Origin of the sequence: Micromonospora sp. NPDC047074, assembly GCF_040643815.1 — a bacterium.
Taxonomy (GTDB): domain Bacteria; phylum Actinomycetota; class Actinomycetes; order Mycobacteriales; family Micromonosporaceae; genus Micromonospora.
This window is the reverse complement of the sequence record NZ_JBEYVB010000064.1, coordinates 1-19978: the sequence shown is the minus strand read 5'-3', so window position 1 is coordinate 19978 and position 19978 is coordinate 1. Positions and strand designations below refer to the sequence as shown.

General features: G+C 71.4%; 18 protein-coding genes. 7 read left to right on the top strand and 11 right to left on the bottom strand.

What is annotated here, in order from left to right; translation table 11 throughout:
• Positions 1 to 151: 151 nt before the first annotated feature.
• Positions 152 to 1723: a bifunctional phosphoribosylaminoimidazolecarboxamide formyltransferase/IMP cyclohydrolase gene (purH, locus tag ABZ809_RS33670; RefSeq protein WP_357566698.1), complete on the bottom strand. Its 1572-nt coding sequence runs from the start codon at positions 1721 to 1723 to the stop codon at positions 152 to 154.
• Positions 1720 to 2340, bottom strand: coding sequence for a phosphoribosylglycinamide formyltransferase (purN, locus tag ABZ809_RS33665; RefSeq protein ID WP_357566697.1), 621 nt, complete (start codon positions 2338 to 2340; stop codon positions 1720 to 1722). Before purN ends, purH begins: the two co-directional genes overlap by 4 nt.
• Before the next feature lie 161 nt (positions 2341 to 2501).
• Between purN and ABZ809_RS33660 the strand changes: the two genes are divergently transcribed.
• Both ABZ809_RS33660 and ABZ809_RS33655 read left to right on the top strand, forming a co-directional pair.
• On the top strand, positions 2502 to 2819 hold the full coding sequence (locus ABZ809_RS33660) for a CD225/dispanin family protein (protein WP_357566696.1): 318 nt from the start codon (positions 2502 to 2504) through the stop codon (positions 2817 to 2819).
• Positions 2820 to 2839: 20 nt separating this feature from the next.
• Complete coding sequence (locus tag ABZ809_RS33655) at positions 2840 to 3457, top strand: DUF4190 domain-containing protein (RefSeq protein ID WP_357566695.1); 618 nt, start codon at positions 2840 to 2842, stop codon at positions 3455 to 3457.
• A 61-nt stretch (positions 3458 to 3518) separates the two neighbouring features.
• On the opposite strand, the gene ABZ809_RS33650 is transcribed toward ABZ809_RS33655, so the two are convergent.
• Complete coding sequence (locus ABZ809_RS33650) at positions 3519 to 4787, bottom strand: DUF6350 family protein (RefSeq protein WP_357566694.1); 1269 nt, start codon at positions 4785 to 4787, stop codon at positions 3519 to 3521.
• A gap of 159 nt (positions 4788 to 4946) precedes the next feature.
• Here ABZ809_RS33650 and ABZ809_RS33645 point away from each other — a divergent pair, with 159 nt between their 5' ends.
• Entirely contained in the window at positions 4947 to 5213 is a 267-nt protein-coding gene (locus tag ABZ809_RS33645) for a hypothetical protein (protein ID WP_357566693.1), read from the top strand.
• A 68-nt stretch (positions 5214 to 5281) separates the two neighbouring features.
• Here the strand turns inward: ABZ809_RS33645 and sucD are convergent, their stop codons facing one another.
• From sucD to ABZ809_RS33630, 3 genes are all read right to left on the bottom strand, one after another.
• A complete protein-coding gene (gene sucD, locus ABZ809_RS33640; protein ID WP_357566692.1) occupies positions 5282 to 6169 on the bottom strand; it encodes a succinate--CoA ligase subunit alpha in 888 nt (295 codons plus the stop codon).
• Between the two features lie 2 nt (positions 6170 to 6171).
• The gene (gene sucC, locus ABZ809_RS33635; RefSeq protein WP_357566691.1) at positions 6172 to 7350 is read right to left on the bottom strand and encodes an ADP-forming succinate--CoA ligase subunit beta; all 1179 of its coding nucleotides are present in this window, start codon (positions 7348 to 7350) and stop codon (positions 6172 to 6174) included.
• A gap of 434 nt (positions 7351 to 7784) precedes the next feature.
• The gene (locus tag ABZ809_RS33630; protein ID WP_357566690.1) at positions 7785 to 8189 is read right to left on the bottom strand and encodes a cobalamin B12-binding domain-containing protein; all 405 of its coding nucleotides are present in this window, start codon (positions 8187 to 8189) and stop codon (positions 7785 to 7787) included.
• A gap of 431 nt (positions 8190 to 8620) precedes the next feature.
• Here ABZ809_RS33630 and ABZ809_RS33625 point away from each other — a divergent pair, with 431 nt between their 5' ends.
• Together ABZ809_RS33625 and ABZ809_RS33620 are read left to right on the top strand one after the other, a co-directional pair.
• On the top strand, positions 8621 to 9322 hold the full coding sequence (locus ABZ809_RS33625; RefSeq protein ID WP_357566689.1) for a M23 family metallopeptidase: 702 nt from the start codon (positions 8621 to 8623) through the stop codon (positions 9320 to 9322).
• A 285-nt stretch (positions 9323 to 9607) separates the two neighbouring features.
• Positions 9608 to 10366, top strand: a complete 759-nt coding sequence (locus tag ABZ809_RS33620; RefSeq protein ID WP_357566688.1) for a peptidoglycan DD-metalloendopeptidase family protein — start codon at positions 9608 to 9610, stop codon at positions 10364 to 10366.
• Between the two features lie 78 nt (positions 10367 to 10444).
• On the opposite strand, the gene pcrA is transcribed toward ABZ809_RS33620, so the two are convergent.
• Positions 10445 to 12886, bottom strand: a complete 2442-nt coding sequence (gene pcrA, locus ABZ809_RS33615; RefSeq protein WP_357566687.1) for a DNA helicase PcrA — start codon at positions 12884 to 12886, stop codon at positions 10445 to 10447.
• Positions 12887 to 13108: 222 nt separating this feature from the next.
• On the opposite strand from pcrA, the gene ABZ809_RS33610 reads away from it, so the two are divergent.
• Positions 13109 to 14959, top strand: coding sequence for a bifunctional metallophosphatase/5'-nucleotidase (locus ABZ809_RS33610; protein WP_357566686.1), 1851 nt, complete (start codon positions 13109 to 13111; stop codon positions 14957 to 14959).
• Positions 14960 to 15223: 264 nt separating this feature from the next.
• Entirely contained in the window at positions 15224 to 15616 is a 393-nt protein-coding gene (locus tag ABZ809_RS33605; RefSeq protein WP_357566685.1) for a chorismate mutase, read from the top strand.
• Positions 15617 to 15772: 156 nt separating this feature from the next.
• Here ABZ809_RS33605 and ABZ809_RS33600 read toward each other — a convergent pair whose 3' ends face one another.
• The 4 genes from ABZ809_RS33600 to ABZ809_RS33585 form a co-directional block, all read right to left on the bottom strand.
• On the bottom strand, positions 15773 to 16786 hold the full coding sequence (locus ABZ809_RS33600; protein WP_357566684.1) for a dipeptide ABC transporter ATP-binding protein: 1014 nt from the start codon (positions 16784 to 16786) through the stop codon (positions 15773 to 15775).
• The gene (locus ABZ809_RS33595) at positions 16779 to 17801 is read right to left on the bottom strand and encodes an ABC transporter ATP-binding protein (protein WP_357566699.1); all 1023 of its coding nucleotides are present in this window, start codon (positions 17799 to 17801) and stop codon (positions 16779 to 16781) included. The genes ABZ809_RS33600 and ABZ809_RS33595 overlap by 8 nt, the downstream gene beginning before the upstream one ends.
• 26 nt (positions 17802 to 17827) lie before the next feature.
• Entirely contained in the window at positions 17828 to 18805 is a 978-nt protein-coding gene (locus tag ABZ809_RS33590; protein WP_357566683.1) for an ABC transporter permease, read from the bottom strand.
• Positions 18806 to 18877: 72 nt separating this feature from the next.
• A complete protein-coding gene (locus tag ABZ809_RS33585; RefSeq protein ID WP_357566682.1) occupies positions 18878 to 19804 on the bottom strand; it encodes an ABC transporter permease in 927 nt (308 codons plus the stop codon).
• Positions 19805 to 19978: the final 174 nt, after the last annotated feature.

The window sequence follows — 19978 nt, the reverse complement described above, 5'->3', positions numbered from 1 at the left end:
GCCCCCATCTTGCCCCACATGGCCGTTTCGCGGGCCCACAACCTTCAATTCCCGGGGTTGGGGGGGGGGGGGTTGGGCGGTTGGGAGGGCGGGCGGGAGGGAGGGAGGGAGGGAGGGAGGGAGGGAGGGAGGGCGGGGGAGTAGGGCTGGGTTAGTGGAAGAAGTGGCGGGTGGAGGTCAGGTACATGGTGACGCCGGCCTCCTTGGCGGCGGCGATCACCTCCTCGTCGCGGATCGAGCCGCCCGGCTGCACGATGGCGCGGACCCCGGCGTCGATGAGGATCTTCGGGCCGTCGGCGAACGGGAAGAACGCGTCCGAGGCGCAGACCGCGCCGCGGGCCCGGTCCGCGCCGGCCCGGCTGACCGCGAGCTGCGCCGAGTCGACCCGGTTGACCTGGCCCATCCCGACGCCGACCGTCGCGCCGTCGGAGGCCAGCAGGATCGCGTTGCTCTTCACCGCGCGCACCGCCCGCCAGGCGAAGGCCAGGTCGCGCAGGGTCGCCTCGTCGGCCGGCTCGCCGGTGGCCAGCCGCCAGTTGGCCGGGTCGTCGCCCTCGGCGTCGATCCGGTCGGCCATCTGCACCAGTACGCCGCCGGTGACCTGCCGCCACTCCGCCGGCAGCGGGTCGAAGGCCGGCGCGTGCAGCAGCCGGATGTTCTTCTTGGCCTGGAGGATCTCCACCGCGCCCTCGTCGAAGCCGGGCGCCACCAGCACCTCGGTGAAGATCTCCGCGACCTGCCGGGCCAGCTCGACCGAGACCGGCCGGTTGACCGCGATCACCCCGCCGTACGCGGACACCGGGTCGCAGGCGTGCGCCTTGCGGTGCGCCTCGGCCACGTCGGCGCCGACCGCGATGCCGCACGGGTTGGCGTGCTTGATGATCGCCACCGCCGGCTGGTCGGCGAAGTCGTTGGCCGCCCGCCACGCGGCATCGGCGTCGACGTAGTTGTTGTAGGACATCTCCTTGCCGTGCAGCTGCTCGGCCTGGGCGAGCCCGGCCGGACTGGACGGGTCGACGTAGAGCGCGGCCGGCTGGTGCGGGTTCTCGCCGTAGCGCAGCACCGAAGAGCGGTGCAGCGACAGCCCGGCGAAGCCCGGCCAGCCGTCCTCCTCGGGCGCCAGCGTGGCGGCGCACCACTCGGCCACCGCCACGTCGTACTCGGCGATGACGGCGAAGGCACGGGCGGCCAGCACGCGCCGTTGGGCCAGCGTGAAGCCGCCCTCGGTGAGCGCGGCGAGCAGCGCCGGATACGCGGCGGGGTCGGTCACCACGGCGACCGAGGCGTGGTTCTTGGCAGCGGCCCGGACCATCGCCGGCCCGCCGATGTCGATCTGCTCCACGCACTCCTCGACGTCGGCGCCGGAGGCGACCGTGGCCTGGAACGGGTAGAGATTGGACACCAGCAGGTCGATCCCCGCGATGCCGTGCTCGTCGAGCTGGGCGACGTGCGAGTCCTTGCGCAAATCGGCGAGGAGCCCGCCGTGCACCTTCGGGTGCAGCGTCTTCACGCGGCCGTCGAGGATCTCCGGGAAACCGGTCACCGTCTCCACCGGAGTCACCGGCACCCCGGCGTCGGCGACGGTCGACGCCGTGCTGCCGGTCGAGACGATCTCCACCCCGGCCGCGTGCAGCGCCCGGGCCAGCTCGACCAGGCCGGTCTTGTCGTAGACGCTGACCAGCGCCCGCCTGATCGGGCGGCGTTCGTCCTGAGTGGAACTCACGGGACAGTGACCTTTCTTCCGGTGATCGTCCAACCTTCACGGACCAGCCGGCCCACCTGCTCGACGAGCTGGTGCCGCTCGGCTTCCTTGATGCGCTCGGTGAGCGTCTCCACGTCGTCGTCGTCGCGCACCGGCACGGCCACCTGCGCGACGATCGGGCCGGTGTCCATGCCCGCGTCGACGAAGAAGAGCGTCGCCCCGGTGACCTTCACGCCGTAGGCGAGGGCGTCACGCGGGCCGTGGATGCCGGGGAACGCCGGCAACAGCGTGTTGTGCGTGTTCAGGTAGCGGTCGCCGAAGGCGGTCAGGAAGCGCGGGCCGACCAGCTTGAGGAAACCGGCGGAGATGACCAGGTCCGGTCGGTGCTCGGCGACGCGGGCGGTCAGCGCGGCGTCCCACTCCTCGCGGGTGGGGTGGTCGGCGATCCGCTCGACGAAGGTCGGCACGCCGGCCGCCGCCGCCCGGTCCAGCCCGCCGGTGCCGGCCCGGTCGGCGCCGACGGCCACCACCCGGGCCCCGTACGCCGGATCGGCGCTCGCGTCGAGCAGTGCCTGGAGGTTGCTCCCGGAGCCGGAGACGAGGACGACGATGCGGGCGACGGACGCGGGCTCGGTCACCTGAGCAGCCTATCGGGCGGGTCAGGGCGCCCATCGGCTGGGCAGCGCGACATTCACCGACGACGTGATCGCGTCAGACCAGGTACGCTGCCGGCGCTCGGGCCCGCACTCATCCGGCCCGCACCCGTCAGTGATCCGACACCCGCGGGGTGTCGAGTGGAATGAGGAGTAACACCGACATGCAGCCCGGATACCAGCCGCAGCAGCCGCCCGTCAACAACAACATGACGATGTCGATCGTCGCCATCTTCCTCTTCTGGCCGCTGGCCATCCCGGCCATCATCAACGCCTCCAAGGTGAACCCGCTGCTCCAGCAGGGTGACTACGCCGGGGCCCAGGCCGCCGCCGCCGAGTCGAAGAAGTGGTCCAAGTGGGCCCTGATCGTCGGCATCAGCTGGTACGTGATCGTTCTGGTGTGCTGCCTGCTCGGTGGCCTCGCCGGGCTCGTGGGCGGCAGCACCAGCACCAGCACCTACTGACAGATCGGACGAGGAGTCGTATGCAGCCCGGTTACCCCGGTCAGGATCCGTACGGCCAGCAGCCGCACCAGGATCCGACCACACCGCCGCCCCACGACCCGTACGCTCCGCCGCCGGCCGCGCCCTACGGTCAGCAGCCGCACGACCCGTACGGTCAGCAGCCGCACGACCCGTACGCCGCGCCACAGAGTCCGTACGGCCAGCCGCCCACCTCCGGTCAGCCGTACGGGCAGCCGACGTCGGGCCAGCCGTACGGGCAGCCGCCGATCTCGGGCCAGCCGTACGGGCAGCCGCCGTACCAGGATCCGTACGGCCAGCAGGCGTACCCGCCGCCCATGTACCCGAACGCGGGATTCGCCGGCAAGGGACCGGGGCAGCAGCAGAACACGCTCGGCCTGGTGGCGATGATCCTCGGCATCGCGTCGATCCCGCTGAACTGCTGCTACCTCGGCATCCCGCTGGGCCTCGCCGCGGTGGTGACCGGGTGGATGGGAAAGCAGAAGGCCGACCAGGGGCTGGCCGACAACAACGGCCAGGCCCTCGCCGGCCTGATCTGTGGCGCCATCGGTGTCGTGCTGGGCCTGCTCCAGATCGTCTTCCTGGGCTTCAGCTTCTTCAGCCTGCCCGACCAGCCCTGACCGGCTCGCGACAGGGGCGTCCCGGCTCGGCCGGGGCGCCCCTTCGACGTCTGTCGGCCGTTCAGCGGGGATCCCGGGACAGCACCCGGGTCGCGGCGGCACCGACCAGCGCGCCGACGGCGACGACCGCCGTCGCCACCGCCGCCACCTGCCAGGCGACGGGCCCCACCTCGGCCAGCCGGCCCCCGCCGAGCGAGCCCGCGGAGGCGGCCGCGGCGGCGCCCGACAGCAGGCCGGCCACCGGCCCGGCGAGCGCCGCCGGCCCGAGCAGTGGCCGCCAGCGCAACGGCGCCCGGTCGTCGGCGGCGAGCCGGAGCAGCCGGCGGGCGAGCAGCCACCCCGCCACCATCCCGGCCAGCACCGGCACCGCGAGCAGGCCGACACCGAGCCCGTCGACCGGCCCACGCGGCAGCCCGGCCAGCAGCGGTACGGCCGGCAGCGCCCCCACGGAGACCTCGCTGGTGCGCACCGCCGTGTCGGTGCCGACGGCGAACCCCGGACCGAGCAGGTAGCTGACCGCCCAGACCGTGGCGTTGGGCGCGTAGGCGAGGCTGACCAGCGTGATCCCGGCCTGGCCGGCCACCCCGGTGCGGTAGGCCCCGATCAGGTCGGCGGCGTCCCCGCCCCCGGTGGCCACGGCGAGCCCCGCCGCGCCGGCCCCCGCGCCGAACAGCAGCAGCCCGGCGACCAGCCCGGTGCGGATCCCGTCGCGCAACGGCTCCGGAGAACGCGCGGCGAGCAGCCCGGAGACCTGCGTGGTCCGGGCCGCGCCGACCAGGGCCGCGAGCGTGCCGAGCAACGCGAGGGTCACCCCGGCGCGGACCGGTGCCGCGTCGGCCAGCAGCGCGGCGAGCACACCGAGCAGGGCGTACGCGACGCCGACCGCGCCAGCGGCGAGGAGCGCCTGGCGCGGTGACCGCCCGCCCCGCCCACCGATCGCGCGGCTGGTGTGCACACCCGCCCGGGTCAGCCGCCAGACCACCAGCCCGGTCAGCGCCAGCGGGGCCAGCCCGAAGGGCCCGGCGGCGGTGTCCAGCGGGACGCCGTGGCCGAGCAGCCAGCCGGCCAGCCCGGCGCGCAGCGCGCCCGACACGGAGGCGGCACCCTCGCTGAGCTGGAAGAGCCAGAGCACGACCACGACGGGTAACCACGAGGTGAGCGCCGCCCAGCCGGCGGCGACCACGGCGGCGACGGCGAGCGGGGCGCGGCTGCGGCGCGGTTCTCCGGCACGGGGCGCGGGCACCCGCCGGCCCCGCCCGCCGCGCGCGGCCGACCGGACGTCCGGGCCGACGCCGGGACGGTTGGGCTGATCAGGGGTGACGGAGGACATCGCGTCTACTCTGGCACGCCGGGCCGGCGACGGCAGTCCGATACCGCCCCGTGGGGGCGACGAGTTCCGTGATCCACCGTCTCCCACCCCCGATCCGGTCTAGCCTCGGGCGCAGGGACGCGACCGACAGTCGCGGCGCCGAACGCCCGGAGGGAAGCTGTGAACGCTCCGTATCCGCCGCCCCCGCCACCACCGCCCGCAGCCGGGCAGGACCGCACGACGTTGTGGGGCGTGCTCGGCATCATCCTCGGCCTGCTCTGCTGCGGCATCCTGGGGATCGTCTTCGGCTACCTGTCGATCCGGGACGCCAAGCGCTTCGGCCAGTCGCCCGTGCTCGGTTACCTGGCGATCGCGTTCGGCGTGCTCAACATCATCGGCAGCGGCATCCTCTGGGCCGGCGGCAACTATCCGCTCTACAACGACTGAGGGGCAGCCGCTCCACGACTGAGGGCCGACCGCGAACGGTCGGCCCTCTGGTCGTACGTCAGCAGTGCTCAGCCCGCGGACATGATCTCCCGCATGAGCTTGGCGGTCTCGGTCGGGGTCTTGCCGACCTTGACGCCGACGGCCTCCAGCGCGCTCTTCTTCGCGTCCGCCGTGCCGGCCGAGCCGGAGATGATCGCGCCGGCGTGACCCATGGTCTTGCCGGGCGGCGCGGTGAAGCCGGCGATGTAGCCGACCACCGGCTTGGTCACGTTCGCCTTGATGAACTCGGCCGCCCGCTCCTCGGCGTCGCCACCGATCTCACCGATCATGACGATCGCGTCGGTGTCCGGGTCGGCCTCGAACGCGGCGAGCGCGTCGATGTGGGTCGTGCCGATGATCGGGTCGCCACCGATGCCGACGCAGGTCGAGAAGCCGATGTCGCGCAGCTCGTACATCATCTGGTAGGTCAGCGTGCCGCTCTTGCTGACCAGGCCGATGCGGCCGGTGCCGGTGATGTCCGCCGGGATGATGCCGGCGTTGGAGGCGCCCGGCGAGGCGATGCCCGGGCAGTTCGGGCCGATGATCCGGGTCCGCTCGCCCTTGGCGACGTTGTACGCCCAGAACGCGGCGGTGTCGTGCACCGGCACGCCCTCGGTGATCACCACGGCCAGCTCGATCCCGGCGTCGATCGCCTCGACGACCGCGCCCTTGGTGAACTGCGGCGGTACGAAGATCACGGTCACGTCGGCACCGGTCTGCGCCATCGCGTCCGCGACGCTGGCGAAGACCGGCAGCTCGGTGCCGTCGAAGTCGACCGTCTGGCCCGCCTTGCGCGGGTTGACGCCGCCGACGACGTTGGTGCCCGCGGCGAGCATCCGCCGGGTGTGCTTGGAACCCTCGGAACCGGTCATCCCCTGGACGATGACCTTCGAGTCCTTGGTCAGCCAGATAGCCATTGTCAGACCCCCGCAGCCGCCAGCTCGGCGGCCCGCTCGGCCGCGCCGTCCATGGTGTCGACCCGCTGCACCAGCGGGTTGTTCGCGCCGTCCAGGATCGCCCGGCCGGCCTCGGCGTTGTTGCCGTCGAGGCGGACGACCAGCGGCTTGGTGACCTGCTCGCCGCGCTGCTCGAGCAGGGCCAGCGCCTGCACGATGCCGTTGGCGACCTCGTCGCAGGCGGTGATGCCGCCGAAGACGTTGACGAAGACGCTCTTCACCGACGGGTCGGAGAGGACGATCTCCAGACCGTTCGCCATCACCGCGGCGCTCGCGCCACCGCCGATGTCGAGGAAGTTGGCCGGCTTGACGCCGCCGTGCCGCTCACCGGCGTACGCGACCACGTCGAGGGTCGACATGACCAGGCCCGCACCGTTGCCGATGATGCCGACCTCGCCGTCGAGCTTGACGTAGTTGAGGTCCTTCTCCTTGGCGGCCTGCTCCAGCGGGTCCACCGCGGCCTGGTCGACCAGCGCCTCGTGGTCCGGGTGCCGGAACGCGGCGTTCTCGTCGAGGGTGACCTTGGCGTCGAGCAGCAGCAGCTTGCCCTCGCCGGTCTTGGCCAGCGGGTTCACCTCGACCAGCGTGGCGTCCTCGGCGACGAAGGCCTTCCACAGGCCCACGGCGACCTCGACGACCTGGTCGGCGACCTCGGCCGGGAAGTTGGCGGCGGTGACGATCTCCCGCGCCTTCGCCTCGTCGACGCCGGTGTTGGCGTCGATCGGGGCCTTGACGACCTTCTCCGGGGTCTCGGCGGCGACCTGCTCGATGTCCATGCCGCCCGCGACGCTGGCGATGCAGAGGAAGGTGCGGTTCGCCCGGTCGAGCAGGTAGGAGAAGTAGTACTCCTCGGCCACGTCCGCGGTCACGGTGATCATGACCTTGTGGACCGTGTGACCCTTGATGTCCATGCCGAGGATGTCGGTGGCACGGGCCACCGTCTCATCCGCGCCCTCGGCGAGCTTGACGCCGCCGGCCTTGCCTCGGCCGCCGACCTTCACCTGCGCCTTGACGACCACCCGACCGCCGAGGCGTTCGGCGATCGCGCGGGCCTCCTCCGGGGTCGTGGCGACGCCGCCGGCGAGCACGGGCAAGCCGTGCCGCTCGAACAGGTCCCGCCCCTGGTACTCGTACAGGTCCACGTTTGCGCGTCCCGTCCCGTCTCCGCGGCGCGCCGTCGCGCCGCCACCAGCGTTATGGAAAACAGTTTGACGCCTGTCATCAGTTGAAACAGGCCATTGGGCGCAGCCTAGCGAGGCGGACACCGCCGGCAACCGAGCGGGTGCGCGTTGTGTGGTAATGCACAATCGGCGCCGTCACGTGGCCTTTTCGCGACTTCGGGCCGACGTCAGTCGTCCGGGCGATGTTGCCCGGGTTGCGTAACCCCGCCGGGAGGGCGTCGTTGAGTCAGGTGTCGGAGCGCTGATGCAGCGCGACGGCGGGAGACGGCCGATGCCCTGTCGGTCGAGGGGTGGCGGCGGGGCATCGTGCATAGAGGGGCCGGACGTGTGAGGGGTGCGTCCGGCCCCTCCCCCTGTCCGTCGCCGGCCGGGCCATCCGCCCGGCTCTCGGCGAATCAGCCGACCGGCTGGGCTACGTTCTGCCGGACCCACTCCACGATCGACTGGGTGGTCGCGCCCGGTGTGAAGATCTTGGCGACCCCGAGGCGCTCCAGCTCCGGGATGTCGGCGTCGGGAATGATGCCGCCGCCGAACACGACGATGTCGCGGGCGTCGCGCTCCCCGAGCAACTCCACCACCCGCCGGAACAGCGTCATGTGCGCCCCCGACAGCACGGAGAGCCCGACCGCGTCGGCGTCCTCCTGGATCGCGGTCTCCACGATCTGCTCCGGGGTCTGGTGCAGGCCGGTGTAGATGACCTCCATGCCGGCGTCCCGCAGGGCCCGCGCGACGACCTTTGCGCCACGGTCGTGGCCGTCCAGGCCCGGTTTGGCGACGACGACCCGAACACGAGAGCTCATCAGCGCATCCCTTTCACCGGCTCCGCGGCTTCTTTGACCGAACGGTAACGCGCCCTGCCCGGCCCAGGGAATCCGGGCGGTGAAACCTCACTGCGCACGGACCCGCCCACCCCGCACCGGAGTCGGTACGGCGGACCGCGCCACCTCTCGTCGTCAAGCTGGACGACTCCGCCGTTTGGTCACCCTGCGCGACGAACGGGCAGTTACGGGGCCGCCGTTCGACGGGTACGAGACATGACAATCACGGACGCAAACGGACAGAATGCTGCAGCAATTCGGCGCTTCGGCTTGTGACGGGCGTGGTGGTTGGCTAACGTGTCCACGGTTGTCATCAGGTCCACGGACGGGTGACGACGCGGCCAACCGACGTTCACCCGAGCTTCAGGAACGTCGGGGCAGCCGCATCGGATCCCCGACAACGGAGGGTGTGCGTGCGCCAGCGCCTGTCGTCTGAGCCCGATCGATATCGCGGCCGCCGTCGCGTACCCACCCCCCCGCGTAGCCGCTACGCAGCCGTCGTCACCACCGCGTTCGTCGGTGCCGGCGTCGTCGCACTCGGCGCGGGAGCCATGCCGGACGCCAAGAGCGTCAGCCCGTCGGTCCTCGACGAGCTCAAGGCCGCCTCGACCGTCAGCCAGGACGTTGCGGCCCGCGTCGACTCCGCCGACCGCACCTCTCGCGACAGCGACCGCGCCGGAGGCCAGGAGAGCGCCGAGACCGAGGTCTGGCTGCTCCCCCTCGACGACTACGACTTCAACACGCCCTACGGCATGCGCTGGGGCAAGCTGCACACCGGCGTCGACCTGGTCGCCCCCGAGGGCACGCCCTACGTCGCCATCCACGCCGGCACCGTCACCAAGGCCGGCTGGTTCGGCGGCTACGGCTACGCGGTGATCGTCCAGCACGCCGACGGCACCGAGGCGATCTACGGCCACTCCTCGGCGCTCAGCGTCAAGGAGGGGCAGCAGGTGAAGGCGGGCGACCAGCTCGGCCTGGTCGGCAACACCGGCCACTCCTACGGTTCCCACCTGCACCTTGAGGTGCATGTCAAGGGCGAGCCGCTCGACCCGGTGCCGTTCCTCAAGGAGCGCAACGTGGACATCAAGCTACAAATCGAGGCAGTCTACGGCTAAGTAGCCGCCTTCTTACGCTACGCACCGCTCGAAAACCGCCCGGATCGGCCGATCCGGGCGGTTTTTGTCGCCTGCCGCCAGCGAAAGTAAGCCGAGTCACAGTCAGCACTGTGGCTGAGGCCACGCTCACCCATGATCACTTTTCCGATCGAAAGCCGCAGAAGGTGAGCTAACGGACGCCCTGGCCTCCGGCCGGTCCACCGCGCCCCGTCCCGGTACCCGGCACGCCCCGCGCCGACACCAGTATTTCGAGGTCAAGTGCCCCTCGATCAGCGAAGGTCCGCCGTGCAGGAAGACATTCAGAACGAGAACACCGCCGACGCCCCCGCCCGGCACCGGAGGACGTGGGCCTCCGGCCGTACCCGGATGGTCATCGCCGCGGCGGCCCTGGCCGGGCTCGGCCTCGGTGGCGTCGCGCTCGCGGTCACCGGGAACGACGAACCGCCCGTGCCGGCCGCTGTCGACCTCGACGCGCGGGCCCGCGCCGAGGCCGCCGAACGCGCCGACCGTTCCGACCGCGAGACGACCGCCCCGGCCACCCCCTCGGCGAGCGCCGTCCCGAGCCCGACGAAGGCCAGCCCGTCGGCCAAGCCCAGCCCGAAGGCGACCACCGCCAAGCCGAAGCCGACCAGCAAGCCGAAGCCGAGCTGGGTCATCCCGATGCGGGGCGCGGCGATCACCTCCTGCTACGGCCCCCGCTGGGGCACCCAGCACGCCGGCATCGACTTCGCGCTGCCCGCCGGCACTCCGGTCCGCGCCGCCTTCGGCGGCACGGTCACCAAGGCCGGCGACGTCGGCGACGGGTACGGCATCTCCGTCTTCATCGACCACGGCAACGGCTACCTGACCCACTACGCCCACCTGAGCACCGCCAAGGTGAGCGTCGGCCAGAAGGTCACCACGGGGCAGACCATCGGCCTGGAAGGCTCCACCGGCGACTCCACCGGCCCGCACCTGCACTTCGAGGTGCACCAGGGGCAGATGTGGAACCAGATCGACCCCGCGCCGTTCCTGCGCGCCCGGGGCATCGACGTGGCCTGCTGACCCGTACCGAGCCTGCCGGCTGGTCCGGCCCGGGGCGGCCCGCGTCCGGCGTGTCGCCGGGTCGGGCCGCCGCCCGGTTCAGAGCTTGTCGATCGGGGCGTGCCGGAGCACCAGCCACATCGTCTGGTCGCCGAAGTCGATCTGCGCCCGGGCGCCCGGGCCGTGCCCCTCCACGGCCAGCACCCGGCCCAGGCCGTAGCGCTGGTGGTTGACCCGGTCGCCGGCGGACACCTTCGGCCCCTGCGGCAGCTCGCTCGCCGTGGTCAGCCGGCTCGCGTCGACCCCCAGCCGCTTCGCCAGCTGCGCCGCCTTGGGGGTGCCGCCACTGAAGCCCCCGCGCCCGCCGGGCACGCGGTCCGCGCGGCCACCGACGCCGCCGCCACCGCCGGCCCACGAGGTGTACGACCCCTCGGTGCGCTCCCAACGGACCAGTTCCGGCGGCAACTCCTCCAGGAAGCGCGACGGCGGGTTGTAGGCCGGCTGCCCCCACGCCGAGCGGGTCACCGCCCGGGAGAGGTAGAGGCGCTGGCGGGCCCGGGTGATGCCCACGTACGCCAGCCGGCGCTCCTCCTCCAGCTCCCGGGTGTCGCCCAGCGACCGCAGGTGCGGGAAGACGCCGTCCTCCAGGCCGGTCAGGAAGACCACCGGGAACTCCAGGCCCTTCGCGGTGTGCAGCGTCATCAGGGTGACCACGCCCTGGTGCGGCGCGGCGTCGTCCGCCTCGGCGCCGTCAGGCGACGAGCCGGGTGGCGCGGGCACCTGGTCGGCGTCGGCGACGAGCGCGACCTGCTCCAGGAAGCCGGCGAGGGTGGCCCGCTCGCCCTCCTCGCCGACCGCCTCGATCCGCTCGGTGTACTCCCGGGCGACGCTGACCAACTCCTGGAGGTTGTCGACCCGTCCCACGTCCTGCGGGTCGAGGCTCTCCTCCAGCTCGGTGAGGTAGCCCGAGCGGGTCAGCAGGGCCTCCAGCACCTCCTCCGGGGTGCCCGTCGCAGCCAGCTCGCGCGCCTCGTCGAGCAGGGCCACGAAGTCGGCGATGCCGTTGGCCGCCCGGGTGGAGATGCCCGGAGCGTCCTTCGCCCGCCGCAGCGCCGCGCCGAAGGAGATCCGGTCGCGGCTGGACAGCGCCTCCACGCACGCCTCGGCCCGGTCGCCGATGCCCCGGCGCGGGGTGTTGAGGATCCGGCGCAGGCTGACCGTGTCGTCGTCGTTGACCACCGCGCGCAGGTAGGCCAGCGCGTCGCGGACCTCCTTGCGCTCGTAGAAGCGCACCCCGCCGACCACCTTGTAGGGCAGGCCGACCCGGATGAACACCTCCTCGAAGACCCGGGACTGGGCGTTGGTGCGGTAGAAGACGGCCACGTCGCCGGGGCGGGTCTCGCCGGCGTCGACCAGGCGGTCGATCTCCCGGGCCACCCAGTCGGCCTCGGCGTGCTCGGTGTCGGCCACGTAGCCGACGATCGGCTCACCGGCGCCTGCCTCGCTCCACAGCCGCTTCGGCTTGCGCGAGGTGTTCCGGTCGATCACCGCGTTGGCCGCGTTGAGGATCGTCTGGGTGGAGCGGTAGTTCTGCTCCAGCAGGATCGTCCGGGCGTCGCTGAAGTCGCGCTCGAACTCCAGGATGTTGCGGATCGTGGCGCCCCGGAACGCGTAGATCGACTGGTCGGCGTCACCGACCACGCAGAGCTCCGCCGGCTCGATCCCCTCGGTGCCGGAGACCAGCTCCTTGATCAGCGTGTACTGGGCGTGGTTGGTGTCCTGATACTCGTCCACCAGCACGTGCCGGAACCGCCGGCGGTAGCTCTCCGCGACGTGCGGGTGGGACTGGAGCAGGTGCACCGTCGTCATGATCAGATCGTCGAAGTCCAGCGCGTGCGCCTCGCGCAGCCGCCGCTGGTAGAGCGTGTAGGCCTCCGCCAACGCCCGCTCGTTGGGGCCCTTCGCGCGGCCCGCGAACTCCTCCGGGTCGACCAGCTCGTTCTTCAGGTTGGAGACCTGGGCGGCGAGCCCGCGCGCCGGGTAGCGCTTCGGGTCGAGGTCGAGCTCCCGGGCGACCATCTGCATCAGCCGGCGGGAGTCGTCCGCGTCGTAGATCGAGAAGGTGGACTTCAGCCCGGCGTGCTCGTGCTCGGCGCGCAGGATGCGCACGCACGCGGAGTGGAACGTCGACACCCACATCAGCCGGGCCCGGGGACCCACCAGGTGGGCGACCCGTTCCTTCATCTCGCCGGCGGCCTTGTTGGTGAAGGTGATCGCGATGATCTCGCCGGGGTGCACGTCCCGGGCGGCCAGCAGGTAGGCGATCCGGTGGGTGAGCACCCGGGTCTTGCCCGAACCCGCGCCGGCCACGATCAGCAGCGGCGAACCGGCATGGGTGACGGCGTCGCGCTGCGGCCCGTTCAGCCCCTCGACCAGGGCCTGCGGATCGAGGCGGACGGGAGCCGCCCTCGGCCGGTGTGGCGAGGTCGGGGCAGGCGCCGGCGCGGGCGGGGACACGGGGATGTCGAAGAGAGGATGCATCGCACGGCGAGTCTATGCCGCCGGGCGGACAGTTCCCGCCACGCACCGTCGAGGTGTAAGGAAGGGCCCCTTCCTAACGCTATGCGTTAGGAAGGGGCCCTTCCTTACACCCAGGTCGAGACGAAGATGTCACCTGGCGGCGTCTGGCGCCTTCGTCGGCTTTGCAGAACGATGACGGTGAAATCGCCGACTCCTCCCCCGTACACGACTGGGAGAACGACCATGACTCAGCCGCGTTCGCGTGGTCGGGCGACGCTGCGACACCTCGCCGCGCCCGCTCTCGCGTTGGCCGTCGTCGCCACGTTGCCCACCGCTTCCCGGCCCGCGCCGGCCCCGGCCGACGACCCGTGGGCCGCCCTCGCCCCCGTGTCGGTCTCCTACGCCACCCCCACGGGCGGGGAGGTCGAGGGCAACTTCCTCAGCTACAACGACTTCCACGGCGCCATCGACCCGCCCGCCGGCAGCGGCGCGGTGGTCAACGGCACGCCCGCCGGCGGCGTGGAGTACCTCGCCACCTGGCTGAAGAAGCTGCGGGCCGAGGCCGCGGCCGAGGGGCGGGCCACCACCACCGTCGGGGCCGGCGACCTGATCGGCGCGACCCCGCTGGTCAGCGCCGCCTTCCACGACGAGCCGACCATCGAGCTGATGGACGAGATCGGCCTGGAGATCAGCTCGGTCGGCAACCACGAGTTCGACGAGGGCGTCGACGAGCTGATCCGGATCAACAAGGGCGGCTGTCACCCCGTCGACGGCTGCCAGGACGGGGACGGCTTCGCCGGGGCCAAGTTCACGTACCTCGCCGCCAACACGGTCAGCCGCAAGACCGGCCTGCCGATCCTGCCCCCGGTCGACGTGAAGTTCGTCCGCGGGGTGCCCGTCGGCTTCGTCGGCGTGACCCTGGAGGGCACCCCGGGCATCGTCAACCCGGCCGGCATCACCTCCGTACGCTTCGCCGACGAGGTGCAGACCGCCAACAAGTGGGCCGGCGTGCTCAAGCTCTTCGGTGTCAAGGCGATGGTGCTGCTGGTGCACGAGGGCGGGGCCCAGTCGCCGCCGCCGGCCACCCCGGGCGTCTCGGACTGCGCCAACTTCTCCGGCCCGATCGTGGACATCGTGCGGGGCCTGCGGCCGGAGTTCGGGCTGGTCGTCTCCGGCCACACCCACCGCTTCTACTCCTGCTCCCTGCCGAACTCCTCGGGTGCCCACAGCGTCGTCACCAGCGCCGGCAACAACGGCCAGCTGATCACCGACGTGGACTACTCGCTGGACCGGCGCACCGGCCGGTTCACCGGGATCTCCGCCCGCAACGTCGTGGTCGAGAACGGCGTACGCAACCCGGACGGCAGCTGGAAGGAGAGCGCGCCGGGCACGTACGTGCGCAACCCCGACCTGGTGGACCCGGGCGCCAAGGCGCTGGCCGACAAGTACCGGGCGGCCGTCGCTCCCATCGCCAACCGGGTGGTGGGCCGGATCTCGGCCGACATCGTCCGCGACGCGCGCCCCAGCGGGGAGAGCCCGCTCGGTGACGTGATCGCCGACGCGCAGCTCGCGTACACCCGCTCCAACGGGGCGCAGATCGCGCTGATGAACCCGGGCGGCATCCGGGCGTCCCTGTCGTACGCGGCCTCCCCCGGCGACGAGGACCCTGGCGAGATCACCTACGGCGAGGCGTTCACCGTCCAGCCGTTCAACAACCTGGTGGTCACCCAGACCCTCACCGGCGCGCAGTTGCGCAACGTGCTGGAGCAGCAGTTCGTCGGCTTCAACGGGCAGACCACCCAGCGCATCCTCCAGGTCTCCGCCGGGCTGACCTACTCCTACGACAGCACCGCCCCGGTGGGTTCCCGGGTCAGCGCCCTGACGTTCGACGGCGCGCCGATCGACCCGGCCGCCAGCTACCGGGTCACCACGAACGACTTCCTGGCCAACGGCGGGGACGGCTTCACCGAGTTGCGGGCCGGCACGGACCGGGCCACGGCCCCCGGCTTCGACGTCGACGCGCTGATCGCCTACCTGGGCACCGGCGGGCCCGTCGCCCCCGGCCCCGCCGACCGCATCACCCGCCTCGGCTGAGCCGGCGGTCCCGGCGCCGGTGACGGCGCCGGGACCGCCCGAACGGCCGACTGTGCCGCCGAATCCTTGCGCGAGCAGGCCAGGGGTCGGCATACTCGACGGCGTGTTCGGTCAGCGCTACTACTTTTACTACGGCACCGGGAGTCCGGCAGCCGTAGGTCGCGCCTGATCAGACAGACCTGCGAAAGCCCCGGGCTCCTGGAGCCCGGGGCTTTTTCGTCCCGGGATCCGGGCACCGGGCACCTGACGGCGAGGGGGTACCCGATGATGACAGACGTGGTGGAGTCCAACGGCAGGGTGACGCGGCCCGGGGCGGGTCGGCCCGACCCCGGTGCCTCCGGCTCCCCGGTCGACGTGCCGGGCGGCACCGACGACGCGCGACCGGCGGCGGGCACCGGCACCCCGGAGCCCGCCGCGGCCGCCCGGATCGTGGAGATCCGGGAGCGGATCGACGAGATCGACCAGGCGTTGATCGAGCTGTGGCAGGAGCGGGCCCGGCTGTCCCAGGAGGTCGGCGTGACCCGGATGGCCTCCGGCGGCACGCGGCTGGTCCTGTCCCGGGAACGGGCGATCCTGGAGCGCTTCCGGGGCGCCCTCGGCGCCGACGGCACGCAGCTCGCGCTGCTGCTGCTCCGCGCCGGCCGCGGCCCTCTGTGAGTCGTACGCCGGTCCCGCCGCCGGTCTCCCGGGCCCGGGGCGTCGCGGCGGGGCCGGTGACAGGGCGGGCCGGCGACGCGGCGGGGCGGCGCCACCGGCGAAACGACAGAACCGCCTGCCGCCGTCGCGATGACGTCGGCAGGCGGTTCCGTGAGGTCACGCCTCGTGCGTGTGCACGATCTCGCGCTTCTCCGCGAAGTGGCAGGCGCTCGGGTGGTCCGAGCCGGAGCGGATCTCCAGCAGCGGGACATCCTGGGCGCAGACATCCTGGGCCTTCCAGCACCGCGTCCGGAACCGGCAGCCCGACGGCGGGCTGATCGGCGACGGCACGTCACCGGTGAGGCGGATGATCGCCTTGTTGTCCCGCACGGTCGGGTCCGGCACCGGCACGGCCGAGAGCAGCGCCTGGGTGTACGGGTGGGTCGGCCGCTCGTAGATCTCGTCCTCGGTGCCGATCTCCACGATCTTGCCGAGGTACATGACCGCGACCCGGTCCGACAGGTGCCGGACCACCGACAGATCGTGCGCGATGAACACGTACGACAGGCCGAGTTCGCCCTGGAGCTTCTCCAGCAGGTTCATGACCTGCGCCTGGATCGACACGTCCAGGGCGGAGACCGGTTCGTCGCAGACGATGATCTCGGGCCGCAGGGCGAGCGCCCGGGCGATGCCGATGCGCTGCCGCTGACCACCGGAGAACTGGTGCGGGTACCGGTTGATGTGCTCCGGGTTGAGACCCACCAGGTCGAGGAGTTCCTTGACCTTGTCCCGGCGGCTGCCCTTCGGCGCCACCTCGGGGTGGATCTCGAACGGCTCACCGATCAGGTCGCCGACCGTCATCCGCGGGTTCAGCGAAGTGTACGGGTCCTGCATCACCAGCTGGATCTGCCGGCGCAGCCGGCGCAGCGCCTGCCCCGAGAGCTTGGAGATGTCCTGGCCCTTGTAGAGGACGCTGCCCTCGGTCGGCTTCTCCAGGTTCATCAGGACCCGGGCGAGCGTCGACTTGCCGCAGCCCGACTCGCCGACCACACCCAGGGTCTCGCCGGCCTTGAGGTCGAAGGAGACCCCGTCGACCGCCTTGACGTGACCGATGGTCTTCTTGAACACCACACCCCGGGTCACGGGATAGTGCTTGACCAGGTCACGGACCTCGAGGATGTTCTCAGTCACGGTTCACCAGCTCCTCGGCGAAGTGGCAGGCGCTGGCCCGGCCGGAGCCGACCTGGAGCAGCGGCGGGAGCTTCTCCCGGCAGACCGGCTGCACCATCGGGCAGCGCGGGTTGAACGGGCAGCCCGACGGGATGTTCATCAGGTTCGGCGGCAGGCCCTTGATCGTCCGGAGCTCCTGCCCCTTCTCGTCGAGCCGCGGGATCGAGTTGATCAGGCCGATCGTGTACGGGTGCGCCGGCTTGGCGTACAGGTCGTAGACGTTGGCTTCCTCGACGATCCGGCCCGCGTACATGACCGCGATCCGGTCCGCGACGTCGGCGACCACGCCGAGGTCGTGGGTGATCAGGATCATGCCCATCTGCCGCTCGCGCTGGAGCTCGGCGAGCAGGTCCATGATCTGCGCCTGCACCGTCACGTCGAGCGCGGTGGTCGGCTCGTCCGCGATCAGCACCTCCGGGTCCAGGGCCAGCGACATCGCGATCATCGCGCGCTGCCGCATACCGCCCGAGAACTGGTGCGGGTAGCTGCTGAACCGGCCCTTCGCGTTCGGGATCTTGACCTGGTCGAGCATCTCGATCGCGCGCTTCTTCGCGTCCGCGCGGCTCATGCCGCGCCGCACCCGGAACTGCTCGGCGATCTGGAACCCGACCGTGAAAACCGGGTTGAGCGCCGAGAGCGCGTCCTGGAAGATCATTGCAATGCCCTCGCCGCGGATGCGGCGCCGCTCCTCGAAGGACATGCCGAGCATGTCCTTGCCGTGGAAGCGGACCTGCCCGCCGGTGACGAAGCCGGGCGGCGTGTCGAGGATGCCCATGATGGTCTGCGCGGTGACGCTCTTGCCGGAGCCGGACTCGCCGAGCACGGCGAGGGTCTCCCCCGCGTCGACGTGGTACGTGACCCCGTTGATGACCTTGGCGACGCCGTCCCGGGTGCGGAACTCCACCCGGAGGTCTTCGACCTCGAGCAACCTGCCCGAGGGGCGGCCGGAGGCACCGGCCGCGGACTGCTCGGACACCAGAATGTCGGACAACTGAATCTCCCCTAGCGGAGTTTCGGATCGAGGGCCTCGCGGACCGCCTCACCGAGCATCACGAAGCTCAGCACGGCGGTGACGAGGAACGCGGCGGGGAAGAAGAGCAGGTACGGCGCGACACGGATGAGGGACTGCGCCTCATTGATCATGATGCCCCAGGAGACCACCGGGCTCTTCAGGCCGACGCCCAGGAAGGACAGCGTCGCCTCGGCGCCGATGTAGGAGCCGACCAGGATCGTCCCGTAGACCAGCAGCGGCGCGAGGCAGTTCGGCAGCAGGTGCTTCAGGATGATCCGGCCGGTGCCGGCACCCAGCGCGCGGGCGGCGACGATGTAGTCCGCCTCCTTGGTGGCGAGCACCGCGGAGCGCATCAGCCGCATCACGACCGGCCAGCCCAGCACGACCAGGGAGATGCTCACCAGGCCCATGATCTCGGCCTTGCTGTTGCTCGTGCCCGACCCGTTGAAGGTGGTCAGGATGACGATGGCGCCCAGCACGAACGGCAGCCCGAAGAAGATGTCGGCGATGCGGGAGAGCAGCGCGTCCACCCAGCCGCCCCGGTAGCCCGCGACGATCCCCATCGCGCCGCCGAAGAGCAGCACGCCAAGGACGGACAGCACGGAGACCACGATCGAGGCGCGGGCGCCGTAGATCACCCGGGCGAAGACGTCCCGGCCCTGGAAGTCGTAGCCGAACCAGGCCTCCGACGACGGGCCGACGAGGCTGTTCTGCAGGTTTCCGTTCTCCGGGTCGCCGGAGCTGAACAGCGAGGGAAACGCGGTCATCAGCACGAAAACGAGGATGAACGCGGCGGAGATCCAGAACAGCGGCTTGCGGCGCAGGTCATGCCAGGCGTCGCCGAGCAGGCCGCGCGGCTTCTCCCGGCGGGCGTTCTGCGGCAGGCCCTCGTTGGTCGGCGCGGAGATCTCGTTCGGCGCCTGCGCGGGCGGGGTGCTGACGATCGAGGCGGCACTCGGGTCGCTCATGCCCGTACCTCACTCCGCTCGGCACGGGCACGGATGCCCGCGGACGCTGCAATGATGGTTCGTTCGCTGCGCTCACTCATAGCGGATCCTCGGGTCCAGGGCGGCGTAGAGCAGGTCGACCAGCAGGTTCATCAGCAGGTAGACGAGCACCAGGACCACCACGATGGAGACAACGGTAGCGCTCTCCTTGGTGACGATCGCGCGGTAGACCTGTCGGCCGATCCCGTTGATCTGGAAGATGCCCTCGGTGACGATCGCGCCGCCCATCAGGGCACCGAGGTCGGTGCCGAGCAGGGTCACCACCGGGATGAGCGAGTTGCGCAGCAGGTGCACCCCGACGACCCGGCGCATCGGCAGGCCCTTGGCGATGGCCGTACGCACGTAGTCGGCGCGGCGGTTCTCCGCGATGCTCGTCCGCGCCAGCCGGGCGATGTACGCCATCGAGGCGCTGCCCAGCACGAACCCGGGGACGATCAGCTCGGAGATCCGCATCTCGTTGGAGACCGTCGGCTTGACGATGCCCCACTGCACGCCGAGCAGCCACTGAGCCACGAAGCCGATGACGAAGATCGGCAGCGCGATCAGGAAGAGGCTGGAGACCAGGACCAGGTTGTCCAGGAAGCCGTTGCGGCGCAGGCCGGTCAGCACGCCCGCGGTGAGGCCGATGAGCGCCTCGATGGCCAGCGCCACCAGGGCCAGCTTCAGGGTGTTCGGGTAGGCGGTGGCGATGATGTCGCCGATGTCCCGGCCGCCGAACGTCTCACCGAAGTCGCCCTGGAACAGGTTCTGCATGTAGTTGCCGTACTGCACGAGAAGCGGCTCGTCGAGCTTGAACTTCTCGGTCATCTTGTTGACGAAGCTGTCGGGGCAGGGACGCTCGCCACACTTGCCGGCGAACGGGTCGCCGGGCACCGACCACACGAGCCAGTAGATCAGGAACGTGGTCCCGATGAAGACCGGGACGAGTTGGAGCAGCCGTCTCAACAGATAACGGCCCATGGGGTGGTCCTCCAGACGGGGGGCGCGCGTCGGACGGCCGACACGGGGGTGACAGACGCGGTGAGGGCGGGTGGTGACCCCCCTCCACCCCCTGAAGATCGACGGGACGTCGGGTAGGGTTGTCGGTACCTCCCGTGCGGCGGTATCTCGTGAACCTCCCCAGGGCCGGAAGGC

Coding starts and splice junctions, on each gene's coding strand:
- ABZ809_RS33660 (WP_357566696.1), top strand. CDS start 2,502: ATGAGGAGTAACACCGACATGCAGCCCGGATACCAGCCGCAGCAGCCG.
- ABZ809_RS33655 (WP_357566695.1), top strand. CDS start 2,840: ATGCAGCCCGGTTACCCCGGTCAGGATCCGTACGGCCAGCAGCCGCAC.
- ABZ809_RS33650 (WP_357566694.1), bottom strand. CDS start 4,787: ATGTCCTCCGTCACCCCTGATCAGCCCAACCGTCCCGGCGTCGGCCCG.
- sucD (WP_357566692.1), bottom strand. CDS start 6,169: ATGGCTATCTGGCTGACCAAGGACTCGAAGGTCATCGTCCAGGGGATG.
- ABZ809_RS33630 (WP_357566690.1), bottom strand. CDS start 8,189: ATGAGCTCTCGTGTTCGGGTCGTCGTCGCCAAACCGGGCCTGGACGGC.
- pcrA (WP_357566687.1), bottom strand. CDS start 12,886: ATGCATCCTCTCTTCGACATCCCCGTGTCCCCGCCCGCGCCGGCGCCT.
- ABZ809_RS33610 (WP_357566686.1), top strand. CDS start 13,109: ATGACTCAGCCGCGTTCGCGTGGTCGGGCGACGCTGCGACACCTCGCC.
- ABZ809_RS33605 (WP_357566685.1), top strand. CDS start 15,224: ATGATGACAGACGTGGTGGAGTCCAACGGCAGGGTGACGCGGCCCGGG.
- ABZ809_RS33590 (WP_357566683.1), bottom strand. CDS start 18,805: ATGAGCGACCCGAGTGCCGCCTCGATCGTCAGCACCCCGCCCGCGCAG.
- ABZ809_RS33585 (WP_357566682.1), bottom strand. CDS start 19,804: ATGGGCCGTTATCTGTTGAGACGGCTGCTCCAACTCGTCCCGGTCTTC.